Here is a 14,414-nt window from a genome sequence, read left to right on the forward strand (position 1 = left end):
ACCGCAGGAAAAAGGGCCCCTTCCCCCTCAACAAACACTGCTAAAACCAGTCCACGCCGTCGGGCACGGGCAGGACGGCCATGCGCTCCTGCAGCAGCAGGGCGTCGGCCAGCACCAGAGCGGTCATGGCCGTGAGCACGGGCACGATGCGCGGGATGGCCGCAAGGTCGTGACGGCCGCCGATGAGCACGCTGGCGGGCTGGTCGTGGACGTCGATGGTCTGCTGTTCCTGCGCGATGGAGGCGATGGGTTTGACGCCCACGCGCAGCACGATGTCCTGGCCGCTGGAGATGCCGCCCAGGATGCCGCCCGCATGGTTGCTGGCAAAGCGGCCGCCGGGCAGCATGGGATCGTTGTTCTGCGAGCCGGTAAGGCGCGCGGCGGCAAAGCCTTCGCCCACTTCCACGGCCTTGACCGCGCCCACGCCCATGAGGGCGTAGGCCAGCCGGGCGTCCAGCTTGTCGAAGCAGGGCTCGCCCAGACCGGCGGGCACGTTGCGGGCCACCACCTGCACCACGCCGCCCAGGGTGTCCCCGGCGGCACGGGCCGCGGCGACGCGTTCTTCCCAGAGCGGGACCACGCTGTCGGCGGCGGCGAAGAAGGGACGGCTCAGGGCCGCGTCCGGATCGCACGCTTCGGGGGGCACGGCGATGCCGCCCAGCTCCACGGCCCCGGCCACGATCCGGATGCCGCGCGTGGCCAGCAGCTTTTTGGCGATGGCCCCGGCCGCCACACGGGCCACGGTCTCGCGCCCGGAGGAGCGGCCGCCGCCGCGGTAGTCGCGGATGCCGTGGAACTTTTTGAAGAAGCCCCAGTCCGCGTGCCCGGGCCGGAAGACCTGGGCCAGATTGCCGTAATCGCGGGAGCGCTGGTCCTCGTTGGCGATGTGGAAAGCGATGGGCGTGCCGGTGGTCAGGCCCTGGAACACGCCGGAAAGGATGCGGACGGTATCGGATTCCTTGCGTTTGGTGGCCGTGGCGCCCTGTCCGGGCTTGCGCAGGTCCAGCTCGCGCTGCAGGTCTTCCTCGCTCAGGGGCAGGCCTGCGGGGCAGCCGTCCAGCACGCCGCCCAGACCGGGCCCATGGGATTCGCCGTACGAGGTGAGGCGCAGGATGCGCCCAAAGGAATTGCCTGCCATATCACGCCTCCGTGCTGCGGGCCTTGATGCGGGGCAGGCCCAGGATGATGGCCAGGATGCCGGCCACGGCCAGCAGCATGCAGTACCAGTTGTTGATGGTGATCTCCAGCGGCGAGATCTTGGCCAGGGAACCGGCCAGCAGCAGCTGGGCGGCCCAGGGGATCAGGCCCTGGAAGACACAGGAAAAGATGTCCAGAAGGCTGGCGCTGCGGCGCGGGTCGATGCCGTTCTTGAGGGCGATCTCGCGGGCCAGGCCGCCGGTGAGGATGATGGCCACGGTGTTGTTGGCCGTGCAGATGTCGGCCAGGCTGGCCAGCAGGGCGATGCAGGATTCCCCCACCCGCGAGGAGCCCTTGCCGCCGCTTTTCCCGGCCAGGCGGCGGGCCAGGCCGTCCACGCGGGCCAGCAGCCAGGCGATGCCGCCGTGGTAGCGGATGAGCTCGCCCAGGCCGCCGATGAGCATGGACAGGACCATGATCTCGTTCATGCCGGTGAAGCCCTTGTAGATGTCCTGCCCCCAGCGGAGCAGGCTGTAGGGCACGATCTGGCCGTCCGCGCCGGGGATGCCGCAGAACAGGCCCACCAGGCCGCTGAACAGGATGCCCGTGGCCAGGACGATGAAGGCGTTGAGCCCGGTCAGGGCCAGCACCAGCACGGCGATGTAGGGCAGGACGCGGATCAGCTCGAAGTCGTGCAGGGTCACTTCGGTACCGCCCGAGGCCGAGAACCAGAGCAGGGCCACGGTGAGCAGGGCGGCGGGCAGGACGATGAGGAAGTTCATGCGGAACTTGTCGCCCATCTCGCAGCCCTGGGTGCGGGTGGCGGCGATGGTGGTGTCCGAGATCATGGACAGGTTGTCGCCGAACATGGCCCCGCCCAGCACCACGCCCATGAGCACGGGCACTTCGATGCTTGTCTGGGCGGCCACGCCCAGGGCGATGGGCGTGATGGCGGCCACGGTGCCCATGCTGGTGCCCATGGCCGTGGACACGAAGGCGCCGATGAGGAACAGGCCGGGCAGGATGAAGGCCGGCGGCACCAGCGAAAGGCCGAAGTTCACCGTGGCATCCACGCTGCCGATGGCCGTGGCCGTGGCGGCAAAACCGCCCGCCAGCAGGTAGATCATGCACATGGTGATGATGTTGATCTCGCCCACACCGGTGAGGAAGATGGTGATCTTTTTGGACAGGCGGGCCCGGCCCTGCATCAGGGCCAGAGCGATGGCGGGCAGGATGGCCACCGTGGCGGAGAGCTGGTAGAAGGCCATGTCCACACCGGCCAGGCTCAGGCTGACGCCCGTACCGATGAAGATGAGCAAAAAGAGCAGCAGGGGCAGGATGGCGGCAAAGGAGGCCGGCGCCTCCTGCTGTTCCTGCGGGGCCGTGTAGGTTTGCGGGTTCATGATGCCTCGGCACGCGGAAAGGTGGATGGGATGGCGGCAGGCCCGCGGGCCCCGCCGGTCTTGCGGGTCAGTGGCTGTGCCGCGCGCCGGGCGCGGCGGCGGATGTCACGGCATCCGTAATCACTCAATGTACTTAATCCGCACAGGGCTTGCAAGTTGCAGGCCGGACGCGAGCGCCCGGGGGGAGCCCGGTATCCTGGCCGGGGCGGGTGCCCTGCGGCATGGCAGCGGGCCGAAGGCGGAGCCGGTACGAGGTCTGACGCATCCCGGCCCTGCAGGAGGATCGGCAGGGGAGCCCGTAAACGCCGGTGCCCGCTGTCGGTGGCGAGGATGCCGGGGAGGGGCCGCTCCCTCTCCTTTGCGGTCATCGTGGCGGCCGCCCGCGGGAATGGCCGTCCGCGGGGAGGGCGGGAGCCGGGCGGCGGATACAAAAAAGGCCGGGGAAAGCCCCGGCCTTCAACAGGATCAGTCGTGCGGACTAGACCTTGGCGGCGGTGCGCAGGTCGGCCACGGCGTCGGTCTTTTCCCAGGTGAACTCGGGCAGCTCGCGGCCGAAGTGGCCGTAGCAGGAGGTCTTGGAGTAGATGGGACGCTTGAGGTCCAGACGCTTGGTGATGAAGTAGGGGCGCATGTCGAAGACTTCACGCACGGCCTTGGTCAGCACTTCGTCGGGGATCTCGCTGGTGCCCTGGGAGGAGACCAGCACGCTCACCGGATCGGCCACGCCGATGCAGTAGGCGATCTGGACTTCGCACACCGGGGCCAGACCGGCGGCCACCACGTTCTTGGCGATGTAGCGGCCCATGTAGGCGCCGGAGCGGTCCACCTTGGAGGGGTCCTTGCCGGAGAAGGCGCCGCCGCCGTGATGGCCGCTGCCGCCGTAGGTGTCCTGGATGATCTTGCGGCCGGTGAGGCCGCAGTCGCCCATGGGACCGCCCACCACGAAACGGCCGGTGGTGTTGATGAAGATCTCGCAGTCCTTTTCATCGAAGTAGCCGGAGGGCTCCAGCACGGGGCGGATCACGTGCTTCTTCACGGCTTCGATGATGTCGGCCTGGGAGGCGGAAGCGGCGTGCTGGGTGGAGACCACCACGTTGTTGATGCGCACGGGCTTGCCGTCCAGGTATTCGAAGGAGACCTGGGTCTTGCCGTCAGGACGGAAGAAGGGCACGGTGCCGTCCTTGCGCACCTTGGTCAGCTGCTGGGAGAGCTGGTGGGCCCAGAAGATGGGGGCGGGCATGAGGGTGGGGGTCTCGTTGCAGGCAAAGCCGAACATCATGCCCTGGTCACCGGCGCCCTGGTCTTCGGGAGCGGCGCGCAGCACGCCCTGGGCGATGTCGGGGGACTGGTGGTCGATGGAGGAGATCACGGCGCAGGTGTCGGCGTCGAAGCCCATGTCGGAGCTGGTGTAGCCGATCTCGCGGATGGTCTCGCGCACCACGTGGGGCAGGTCGGCATAGCCCGTGGTGGTGATCTCGCCGGCGATGACCGCCATGCCGGTGGTCACCAGGGTCTCGCAGGCCACGTGGGCGTTGGGGTCCTGGGCCAGCAGGGTGTCCAGGACGGCGTCGGAGATCTGGTCCGCCACCTTGTCGGGATGGCCTTCGGTCACGGACTCGGAGGTGAAGAAATATTTGCCCTTGGTTTGCATTGGTCTGTTCTCCATGGTTCAGTATGGCCCGCGGCCGTTGCCGGACCGCAGGTCGCCTGCACCGCCCGTGCGGGCGGCCGGGCAGGCATGGGGAAGCCGGGCCGGGACATCAGCCCCGGTCCGGCCCCTGCCGAAAAAACATATGGCCTGTCCGCTAGTCCCTGAGCAGGATATTGTCGATCAGGCGGGCCTTGCCCATGCGGATGGCACAGGCCATGAGGGCCGGGCCATCCACGGTGTCCAGCGGCTCCATGGACACGGGGTCCACCACGCTGAGGTAGTCCAGACGGCCCAGGGTCAGGTGGTCCGCCCAGGTGCAGAGGGCGGCCTCACGCAGGATCTTGGCGTGGGTCTGTCCCTTCTGGGCCATGTCGCGGGCCAGCTGCAGGCCGCGATGGATCCAGGGGGCCTGGCGGCGTTCTTCCTCGGTGAGGTAGACGTTGCGGGAGGAGAGGGCCAGGCCGTCTTCCTCTCGCACGATGGGACAGGTCTCGATGCGCACCGGCACGTTGAGGTCGCGCACCATGCGGCGCAGGATGGCCTGCTGCTGCCAGTCCTTCTGGCCGAAGACGGCCACGTCGGCCTGGGTGATCATGAACAGCTTCAGCACCACCGTGCAGACACCGCGAAAATGGGTCGGCCGGCTCAGGCCGCACATGATGCGGGAAAGGTCCGGCACTTCCACCCAGGTGGCGTGGTCTTCCGCATACATGGACGCGGGTTCGGGGATGAAGATGGCGTCCGCGCCGTGGGCGGCGGCGATCTGCGTATCGCGCTCGATGTCGCGCGGATAGGCGGAAAGGTCTTCATTGGGGCCGAACTGGGTGGGGTTGACGAAAAGGCTGACCACAAGACGCTTGGCAAGGCCGCGGCCCTGGTCCATGAGCGCCTCGTGACCGGCATGGTAATAGCCCATGGTGGGCACAAGGGCGATGTCCTCGCCGGCCGCGTGCCAGGAGCGGCACTGGGCCGCCAGATCTTGGGGATTGGTGAATATCTGCATATCAAGGTATGGTGATATAGTTAGTGGGGATTCCCTTATACCTGCTGCGGCAGGCCTTGTAAAGCCGCAAAAGCCCCGCAGCCGGGCCGGGGAGAAAAAACTTCTGTGCTGTCCGGCGTTTCCGGTTGCCTTGCCCGTGGGGAACAGGCATAACAGCATGCGGAGGTTCGTATGCTCAAACCTTTTTTCCAGGGGAAACTGGATACGTTTTGTGCCATCTATGCCGTGCTCAACGCCCTGCGCCTGACCCACGGCATCCAGACGCTCAAGGCGCGCGACATCCTCAACGAGACCCTGCTTTCCCTGGCCGGGAAGCCCGGTGCCCTGCGGGCCGTGCTGGAGCAGGACACGGACTACATGCAGCTGGTGGACGACATGATCCAGGCCCGCCAGCAGCGCTACCCCCTGCTGGTGGAAAAGCCCTTTGCCGAAGGCGAGGCCGTTTCGCCCGACGCCCTGTGGGAAGCCTGCCGCGAGTGGCTGGCACCGGGCGAGGGCCGCTGCATCCTGTTCCGCTTTTTGCGGCATTTGACGCCCGAGACGCCGCCCATGAACCGGCACTGGACCTGCGCCGACCGCATGGACGGGGACCTGCTGCATCTTTTCGACTGCAGCCACGAGGACGAAGCCGTGACGCTGATCCCGCGCGAGAGCTTCGTGACCCGCAGCGCCGACGTGCAGCGGGAACGCCTGCTGGTCATCCAGCCCAACAGTCTGCGCTTCCTGGCCCTGCCGTGGCGCGTCCACGCCTTCTAGCCTGACATCTTCCCGTTCTGCCCCGTTCCTGCGGGGCGGTCCCGCACGGCGGCGCCTCTGCCGCCGGACACAGCCTATCCCGTTGCCTGCGCAACCATATCGCGCAATTTGTGATGACAAAAAAAACAGAGACGGATAGGCTATCTCCATGACTGTCCATTCCTTTTCTTCCGCAGCCGGAGCGGCCGCGCCCCTGACGCGCGCCCGTGTGTCCGGCTCTTTGCCGGTGTGGTCCCTGAGCCTGGGCTGTCCCAAGAACCGTGTGGATACCGAGCATCTGCTGGGCTCGCTGGGCATGCCCGTGCACAGCGTGGAACACATGGGCCGGGCACGTCTGGTCTTCATCAATACCTGCGGCTTCATCGAGCCTGCCGTACGCGAGTCCATCCGCTCCATCCTCGATGCCGTGGAGCGTCTGGGCCGCTGCAAGCGCCGCCCCCTGCTGGCCGTGGCCGGCTGTATGGTGGGGCGCTACGGCGTCAAGGATCTGGCCGCCGACCTGCCCGAGGTGGACCTGTGGCTGCCCACCGGCGAGCTGGAAAACTGGCCCGCCATGGTGCGCGAGGCCCTGGGCCTGCCCGCGGCTCCCGCCGCGCCGGGCCGCCTGCTCTCCACGGGCCCGTCCTATGCCTGGCTCAAGGTGGGCGAAGGCTGCCGCCACAAGTGCGCCTTCTGCACCATCCCGTCCATCCGGGGCCCGCTGCGCTCCGTGCCTGCGGCCGACCTGCGCGAGGAGGCCCGCAGCCTGCTGGCCGGCGGGGTGCGCGAACTGGTCCTGGTGGCCCAGGACCTGACCTCGTGGGGCAGTGACTTCGACACGCCCCAAAGCCTGCCCCACCTGCTGGACGAGCTGCTGCCCCTGGACCGCCTGACCTGGCTGCGCCTGCTCTACCTTTATCCCAGCGGCGTTACGCCCGAACTGCTGCGCTACATGCGCGAAGCCGGGCCGCGGCTGCTGCCGTACTTCGACATCCCCTTGCAGCACGCCCATCCCGAGGTGCTGACCCGCATGGGCCGCCCCTTCGCCAATGATCCCCGCCGCGTGGTGGACCGCGTGCGCGAGGCCCTGCCCGAGGCCGCCCTGCGCACCACCTTCATCGTGGGCTATCCCGGCGAGACCGAGGAGCATTTCCAGACCCTGTGCCGCTTTGTGGAAGAGACGCGCTTCCGCCATCTGGGCGTCTTCGCCTATCAGGCCGAGGAAGGCACGCCCGCGGCGGCCATGCCCGACCAGGTGCCCATGGAAGTGCGCGAGGAACGCCGCGCCACGCTCATGGAGATCCAGGCCGAGATCAGCGAGCGGCAGTTGCAGGAAGCGGTGGGCCAGACCATGCCGGTGCTGGTGGATGCGCCGCATGACGAATGGCCGGGCCTGCATGTGGGCCGTGTCTGGTTCCAGGCGCCCGAGGTGGACGGCATCACCTACGTGAGCGGCCTGGGCGTGGCCCCCGGCGCGCTGGTGCAGGGCGACATCGTGGAGAGCAGCACCTACGACCTGACCGCCCTGGCCTGATCCTTTTCTCGATAGTGTTCGACAGGGGCGCTTCGGCGCCCCTCCTGATGACGGCCCCCGGTCTCCGGGCCGGGGGATGACAACGCGTGTGCCGTGAGGCCGCGCCCAACCCTTGCAGCATGCATCTGGAGCAGCGCATGACTACCCCTTCGCAGACGGAAACGGCCCGCCCCCTGGACGGCGCCATGGAAAATATCCTGGACGACGGTCAACGCCCCGGCTGGTGGCGGCATTTTGCGGGTCACGAGGACACGGAATGCGTCATCCGGCCCATGCATCTGGCCTCGTTGCTGGACAGGGCCGCCAGGACGCACGGCAACCGTCTGGCCATCCGTTTCCAGAATTTCCAGATGACCTACAGCCGTCTGCACGAAGCGGCGGAACGCTTTGCCGAGGCCCTGCGCCTGCGCGGCGTCAAGCCCGGCCAGCGGGTGGCCGTCATGCTGCCCAACATCCCGCAGACCGTCATCGCTTTCTGGGGCATCATGAAGGCCGGGGCCGTGGCCGTGATGACCAACCCGCTCTATATGGAAAAGGAGCTGCTGCATCATTTTAATGATGCCGGGGCCGAGGTGCTGGTGACCCTGGACCTGCTCTGGGCCAAGCTGGAGCCCCTGCGCGACCGCCTGCCCCTGCGCCTGACCGTGGTCACGAACATCTCGGACGGTCTGGCCTTCCCGCTCAACTGGCTGTATCGCATCAAGGCCCGCCGTCAGGGCCAGGTGCCGCAGGTGCCCTACGGGCAGGAAGTGCTGCGCTGGAAAGATTTCATCAAGGTTCGCGGCCGCTTCAGCGTGCCCACCGACGAGGACCCCGGTGACGCCCTGGCCCTGCTCCAGTACACGGGCGGCACCTCCGGCCAGCCCAAGGGCGCCATGCTGGGCCATGCCTGCATCTCGGCCCAGATGCAGCAGCTGCTGGCCATCCTCCATATGGACTGGGAAAACTGCAAGCCCATGTCCTTCCTGAGCATCATGCCTTTCTTCCACGTCTTCGGCCTGGTGGGCAACATCATCCTGCCCACGGCCCTGGCGGCCACCACCATCCCGGTGCCGCGCTACACGCCCGCCGACCTGCTGCGGACCATCGCCCGCTTCCGTCCCACCTTCTTCGTGGGCGCGCCTTCGGTCTACATGTCGCTCATGCAGCAGAAGGACATCAAGAAATACGACCTCACTTGTATCGAGATCTGCGTCTCCGGTTCGGCGCCGTTCCCCACCGAGGCCCTGCGCCGCTGGGTGAGCATGACCCACGCCAGCATCACCGAAGGTTTCGGCCTGACCGAGGCCTCGCCCTGCGTCACGGCCAACCCGCTGGACGGCCCGCAGAAGGAAGGCTCCATCGGCGTGGCCTTCCCGCATACCGAGATCCGCATCGTGGACATCAACGACAGCAACCATGTCCTGGGCCCCAATGAGGAGGGCGAGATGCTGGTGCGCGGCCCGCAGGTCATGCAGGGCTACTGGAACCGTCCCGAAGAGACGGCCGTCACCCTGACCGACGGCTGGCTGCATACCGGCGACATCGCCTACTACGACGAAGAAGGCTACTACTACATCGTGGACCGCAAGAAGGATCTGGTCATCGTGGGCGGTTACAACGTTTACCCCCGCGAAGTGGACGAGGTCCTGTACGAGCACCCCAAAGTAGCCGAGGCCGTGGCCGTGGGCGTCAAGCATCCCACCCGCGGTGAAGTGCTCAAGGCCTATGTGGTGCCCCGTCCCGGCGAGACCCTGACCACGGCCGAGCTGACGGCCCATTGCCGGGCGCGTCTGGCCAATTACAAGGTGCCCAAGTTCTTCGAGTTCCGCGAGGAACTGCCCAAGAGCCTCATCGGCAAGGTGCTGCGCCGCATCCTGCGTGACGAGGAGGCCGCGCGCGTGGCCCAGGGACAGGGGGACGAGGACCGTCTGCTGCCCACGCCGGACCAGCCCGCGGCCGCGCCCACCCGTGCCCAGGCCCTGGGCCAGCAGGCGGGCGAGCTTCTGGACGAGGCCCGGGAAAAGATGGACTCCCTGCGCGGCCAGGCCGGAGAGATGATGGAGGAAGCCCGTCAGAAAGCCGGTGAGCTGCGCCGCCAGAGCGGCGAAGTGGTGGACGAGGCCCGCCAGAAGGCCGGGGAACTGCTGGACGAAGCTCGTGGCAAGGCCGGCGAGATGATGGAAGAAGCGCGCCAGAAAGCTGGCGAACTGCGTCGCCAGAGCGGCGAGATGGTGGATAAGGCCCGCGGCAAGGCGGGCGAACTGGGCCAGCAGGCGGGCGAGCTTCTGGACGAGGCCCGGGAAAAGATGGGCTCCCTGCGCGGCCAGGCCGGAGAGATGATGGAGGAAGCCCGTCATAAGGCCGAAGAGCTGCGCCGCCAGAGCGGTGAAGTGGTGGACGGTGCCCGCCAGAAGGCCGGGGAACTGCTGCAGGAAGCTCGCGGCAAAGCCGGTGAGCTGGGCCAGCAGGCGGGCGAGCTGCTGGACAAGGCCCGCGGCAAGAGCGACGACGAGAAAAAGTAAAAAGCGATATGTCCGGGTGGGGCCGATATCCTGTTTAAGGGATTGCCCGACTCCCGTTTTTTGGAAAAAGCGAAAAGCCCTTCCTGCCATGGCAGGAAGGGCTTTTTTACTGATGGGTCGGGAAGCGTTTGGAGGAGGAGACATCGCTGATGCGCGGGATGGCTCCCCCACAAAACGCTAGATCTGCACGGACTGGCCGGGCAGCAGGTCGATGCAGGTACAGCCGGGAGCCACGCGGGCCAGTTCGGCCTTGAAGGCTTCCGTATCCTGGGCCAGCACCGGGAAGGTGCCCCAGTGCATGGGGATGACCTGTTTGCAGCCCAGCAGCTTGCAGGCCAGGGCCGCCTGGCGGGCGTCCATGGTGAAGACGCCGCCCATGGGCAGCAGGGCCACGTCGATGGGGTAGAGGCGGCCCCACAGTTCCATGCCCGCGAAGATGCAGGTATCGCCCGCATGGTAGATGTGCTTGCCGTCAGGCGTGCGGATGATGTAGCCCGCCGGGGAGCCCGACTCGCTGGAGTGATACGCCTGGGTCATGGTGAATTCGAAGCCCGCGTGGGCCACGGTACCGCCCATGTTGAAGCCGATGTAGTTGAGCAGCTGGGCCGAGGGCACACCGGCGGCCTCCAGCTTCTGGGCCGTGCCCACGATGGCGCCCAGCATGGCGCCGGTGTTCTTGCAGATGGCCACGGCATCGCCCACATGGTCGGCATGGTCATGGGTGACCAGCACCACGTCCACCGGGCCGATGGTCTCGGCCGTGGTACCGGAAGCGGGCGTCAGGAAGGGGTCCACGACGACATGCTTGTCGTCACAACTGATATTGAAGGCCGAATGGCCGTACCAGAGGATCTGGCTCATGATCGTTCTCCTTGTTGGGGGCGCCCCAAAACGGGGAAAGAAAGTATAGCGCAAGACTAGGAGACTGTCACGAAAAGGAGCAGGCCTGCCGTGATGTCGGGCGGCGTCGCGCCCGGAAGAGGGGCACGGCCCATTTTCGGGACTGGGGCGGATGCGCCCGAAGCTGGCAGGGGCAGGGCTTGACAGCGGCACGCCCTTTGCCTAGAAAGACATGTGTGCGCCCGTAGCTCAGTCGGATAGAGCGTTGGCCTCCGGAGCCAAAGGCCGTGCGTTCGAATCGCGCCGGGCGCGCCACAGATTTCAAGCCCTCACGAGGAAAGCCTCGCGGGGGCTTTTTTTGTGCCTGTGGTCTGCCTCTCAGGCCGGACAGGGACACTCACAGGCAGCGCCACAGGCCAACGAAAAACGGGGCATCCGCCAGGCGGATGCCCCGTTCCGTTTTCAGGCGGGCACGCGGTCAGCCCAGCGCGGAGGCGGCCGTTGGCCGCACTAGTCCTGCCGGGTGTTGAACAGCACGTCGAGATCCTCGATGCGGAATTGCAGCGGTTCCCGGCCATTGGGCAGCAGGAAGGAGGCTCTCGCGTTGATGCCGGAGGAGGCACGGGGGCCCATCTCCGCATCGATCTTCTGGAAGCAGAATTCGATATTGACGTGATACGAGCCGTCAGAGTGCCGGATGATCTCGATGGGCAGGCTGTTGGCGAGGGGCCGGGACTGGAGGGCAGCGATGCGCATGGTCTCGTTGGCGGTGGCCGGGTCGGCCATGAGGAGCATCAGGATATCGGCGCCGCTGGCCTGATGCAGCGGGCTGCAGATGCGTCCGGCCTCTTCGGCGGAGGGGAACATGGCGATGAGGGCGTCCAGCTCCCGTTCCATCTGTTGCGGCTCATGGGTAAATCTCCCGCCGCCGAACTTGTGCCCGTTGATGGTGATGCCGTTCCGGGCGAAGTCCTTGAGGAACTGGTCCGAGAAGTAGTTGCACTTGCGGATGAGTTCGGGAGAGGCCAGATCCTCTCTGGACAGGGCGGTGGCCCCGTTGCCCGGAGGGGAGGACAGGACGGTGGCATTGAGGCCGTCCTGCATCTTTTGCCGGGCGGCGGCCATGTCGAAGGCCTGACCTTCGGGCAGGGTCAGGCCCAGGCCCTGGGGCACGAACCGGCGCGCCTCGGCCATGCGCATCTGGCCAAGACCGGGAGCCCGGTCGAGGATGTCATAGAATTCGTCGCTTTCCGTAGCCTGGGCCAGGGTATCCAGGACGTTCATGAGCAGGAGTTCGTTGCGGGAACGCAGGCCTTCGTCGGCCTCCTGGGCAAGGTCACGGCGCAGGACATGCAGGGGGGAGCCCCCGCCCAGGGCACGGCGGGCCGCGTAGTCGGCGTCCATACGGGCAGCGACGCGGGCGGCCAGCTCCGGCGGGACGGGCTGCTTTGCCCGTTCGAGCTGCTGGAAAAGCTTCCGTTCGTCCTTGCTCAGGGGCTCCAGATTGCCGAGGCCCAGCATCCTGCATGCGGCGCGGGCCGTCAGGATGCGGACCAGGCCGGCTTCCGGCCCGCCCTCGATGCCGGGACGCAGCATGCCGTCCGGCTGTGTGGTGGCGGCGTGCATGGTCTGGGCATAGGTATCGAAGTCCCTCTTCAGTCCGGCGGGGGTGGCCTCGGCCAGCGTCAGGGTGCGCAGGAACTGGCCCGTATCCAGTACGGCGTCGCATATGGCCTGCGCCATGGCCGCGTTCACGGGCTTGGGAGAGTGCAGGATCTCGTCCTGCAGGATGCGCTTGGCCTCCCGGGGCATGGCCCGGGCGTGTTCCACCGTGTCCAGGGCCGCCACGAAATTGTTGATGACGTTTTCGGCCGCCGTGGTGGCTTCCGCCAGTGTGGGCTGGTGCATGTTGTTGCTGTCGTTCAGGCAGCGGGCGACGAGCTTGTCATGGATGGTCTGGACCAGGACATCGCGGGTGGCGGGACTGATGTCGCCAACGATGCCCCTGGCCTGCATGGCGGCCCCCAGACGGGCCATGAAGCCGTGGGGGCCTTCGCCGCTGACCTGCTCCGCCATGGCCGCGATGCCGGCCTTGGCTTCCCTCAGGGTCAGCATGCGGGCGCTCTCGCCAAGGGCATCCAGGCTTTCGGCCGGTGTCAGCGAATGGTCGGCGCGCCGGGCCCTGGCTTCCAGATCGCGCAGGGCGGTGTCCCGGTAGCCCCGGAGCTGTTCCGCCGTGGCCGGAGGCAGGCCGAAGCGCTGCCGCCGCGCGGCCGTCTGCGTTTCCAGATCCGAGGGCGAGCCGTCGGCATGGGGGGCGCAGAGCTTCTGGAACTGGTCCTGGGCGTTGATGAGCCGGGTCTCCAGACGGGCCTGGTCTTCCGTCGTCTTGATACGGATGACGTCCTGCAGCACCCGGGCCGCGTCACGTCCGCTCAAGGGACGACCGGCAGCCAGTTTGCTTTCCAGGCTCTTTCGGGCGATGTCCGCGAAGCGGTCGCCCAGATCGTCGGTCTGCCGGATGGTATTGATGATCCCGGTCATGACGTCACGGTTGGCCTGGGCTGCCGTGTCGCTGTGGCGCGAGCGTATCCAGCTGGCGATGCGGCCTCCCAGTGAGGAGGTGGTGGGGACGGTATGTCCCTGGCGATCGATCCCCAGATGTTCCTTGCCGAACGCGCCCAGCCGTTGGGCGATGATGTTCAGGTCATTGATCTTCATGGCGAATCCTTTATGGCAGCAGCGTTCAGATCTTCAGCATGCCGTCGTTCCAGCCCGCTTCCGCGGCGGCCTGGGGCGTGGCGGCCTGTTCCCGCAGTTGCGCGATGGAAGCGCGCAGCGATTCCACCGTATCCACATGACGGCCCACCTGGCGGTCGAGGATGGCCTCGTCCAGATGTTCCAGCGGCAGGCGGCGGGTATAGGTCACGGCGTCGAGCAGGGGCTCGATACCCAGTATCCCGCCGTCCGTGCCCCTGAAAAAGCTGTCCAGTTCCAGCAGCAGGCCATAGAGCGCCAGCTTGTCGGCATCGCTTTCCGGCAGGCCGCACACCCGGCTGTACAGGTACAGGGCGTCACCGTTTTCAGCGCATTCCAGGGTGACTGTCACGTCGTCGAACTGGAGCGTGCAAACGCCGTTCTCGGTCTCAAGGCCGTCTATGCCGATAGCGGCACCAAATTTTGCAATGATATTGGCAGTGGGATGCATAGGCCTCTCCTTTTTGTTACTGGTATAGCAAAAGGTAGACCAAGAGGATCGCCCCTGTCCACGCATGGTGGCTGGGGCAGACAGGGCGGAAGGTGGGAATGGGGCAGTGCGGAGTGGCGGGAACAAAAAAAGCGCCCTGCATGTGCAGGGCGCCTTCGCGTGATTATGGCGGAGCGGAAGGGACTCGAACCCTCGGCCTCCGGCGTGACAGGCCGGCGTTATAACCGTCTTAACTACCGCTCCAAATATGGAGTCGGGAAAATATCCCGTATTGTTCTCAAAAAAAGCGCACCGTTTGCACAGTGCGCTTTTCTCGCAATTATGGCGGAGCGGAAGGGACTCGAACCCTCGGCCTCCGGCGTGACAGGCCGGCGTTATAACCGTCTTAACTACCGCTCC

The 14,414-nt window shown here is 66.6% G+C and carries 10 protein-coding genes and 3 tRNA genes; 4 read left to right on the top strand and 9 right to left on the bottom strand.

Annotated elements, in window-relative coordinates:
- Positions 1-40: 40 nt before the first annotated feature.
- From aroC to panC, 4 genes are all read right to left on the bottom strand, one after another.
- Positions 41-1,138, bottom strand: a complete 1,098-nt coding sequence (gene aroC / locus HF854_RS05200) for a chorismate synthase (protein ID WP_168935339.1) — start codon at positions 1,136-1,138, stop codon at positions 41-43.
- Position 1,139: 1 nt separating this feature from the next.
- Positions 1,140-2,540, bottom strand: coding sequence for a Na+/H+ antiporter NhaC family protein (locus HF854_RS05205; protein WP_168935340.1), 1,401 nt, complete (start codon positions 2,538-2,540; stop codon positions 1,140-1,142).
- Positions 2,541-3,018: 478 nt separating this feature from the next.
- A complete protein-coding gene (gene metK / locus HF854_RS05210) occupies positions 3,019-4,191 on the bottom strand; it encodes a methionine adenosyltransferase (RefSeq protein WP_168935341.1) in 1,173 nt (390 codons plus the stop codon).
- A gap of 154 nt (positions 4,192-4,345) precedes the next feature.
- Positions 4,346-5,194: a pantoate--beta-alanine ligase gene (gene panC, locus HF854_RS05215; RefSeq protein ID WP_168935342.1), complete on the bottom strand. Its 849-nt coding sequence runs from the start codon at positions 5,192-5,194 to the stop codon at positions 4,346-4,348.
- Between the two features lie 171 nt (positions 5,195-5,365).
- On the opposite strand from panC, the gene HF854_RS05220 reads away from it, so the two are divergent.
- From HF854_RS05220 to HF854_RS12830, 3 genes are all read left to right on the top strand, one after another.
- Entirely contained in the window at positions 5,366-5,950 is a 585-nt protein-coding gene (locus HF854_RS05220) for a hypothetical protein (protein WP_168935343.1), read from the top strand.
- Between the two features lie 148 nt (positions 5,951-6,098).
- Positions 6,099-7,463, top strand: a complete 1,365-nt coding sequence (rimO, locus tag HF854_RS05225) for a 30S ribosomal protein S12 methylthiotransferase RimO (protein WP_240937665.1) — start codon at positions 6,099-6,101, stop codon at positions 7,461-7,463.
- Between the two features lie 137 nt (positions 7,464-7,600).
- On the top strand, positions 7,601-9,967 hold the full coding sequence (locus HF854_RS12830; protein ID WP_168935344.1) for a long-chain-fatty-acid--CoA ligase: 2,367 nt from the start codon (positions 7,601-7,603) through the stop codon (positions 9,965-9,967).
- 177 nt (positions 9,968-10,144) lie between these two features.
- On the opposite strand, the gene HF854_RS05235 is transcribed toward HF854_RS12830, so the two are convergent.
- The gene (locus HF854_RS05235) at positions 10,145-10,831 is read right to left on the bottom strand and encodes a metal-dependent hydrolase (protein ID WP_204625856.1); all 687 of its coding nucleotides are present in this window, start codon (positions 10,829-10,831) and stop codon (positions 10,145-10,147) included.
- A 214-nt stretch (positions 10,832-11,045) separates the two neighbouring features.
- Between HF854_RS05235 and HF854_RS05240 the strand changes: the two genes are divergently transcribed.
- Positions 11,046-11,122: transfer RNA gene (locus tag HF854_RS05240), tRNA-Arg, on the top strand.
- A 195-nt stretch (positions 11,123-11,317) separates the two neighbouring features.
- On the opposite strand, the gene HF854_RS05245 is transcribed toward HF854_RS05240, so the two are convergent.
- The 4 genes from HF854_RS05245 to HF854_RS05260 all read right to left on the bottom strand — a co-directional run bounded on the left by HF854_RS05245 (position 11,318) and on the right by HF854_RS05260 (position 14,414).
- Entirely contained in the window at positions 11,318-13,528 is a 2,211-nt protein-coding gene (locus HF854_RS05245; protein ID WP_168935346.1) for a hypothetical protein, read from the bottom strand.
- A gap of 25 nt (positions 13,529-13,553) precedes the next feature.
- Positions 13,554-14,015 (bottom strand): CesT family type III secretion system chaperone, encoded by a 462-nt coding sequence (locus HF854_RS05250; RefSeq protein WP_168935347.1) that lies wholly within the window; start codon positions 14,013-14,015, stop codon positions 13,554-13,556.
- A gap of 166 nt (positions 14,016-14,181) precedes the next feature.
- Positions 14,182-14,258, bottom strand: a tRNA-Asp gene (locus HF854_RS05255).
- A gap of 79 nt (positions 14,259-14,337) precedes the next feature.
- Positions 14,338-14,414 (bottom strand) — tRNA-Asp (locus HF854_RS05260).

This window comes from Desulfovibrio piger, from assembly GCF_012843875.1.
In the GTDB taxonomy this organism is placed as follows: domain Bacteria; phylum Desulfobacterota; class Desulfovibrionia; order Desulfovibrionales; family Desulfovibrionaceae; genus Desulfovibrio.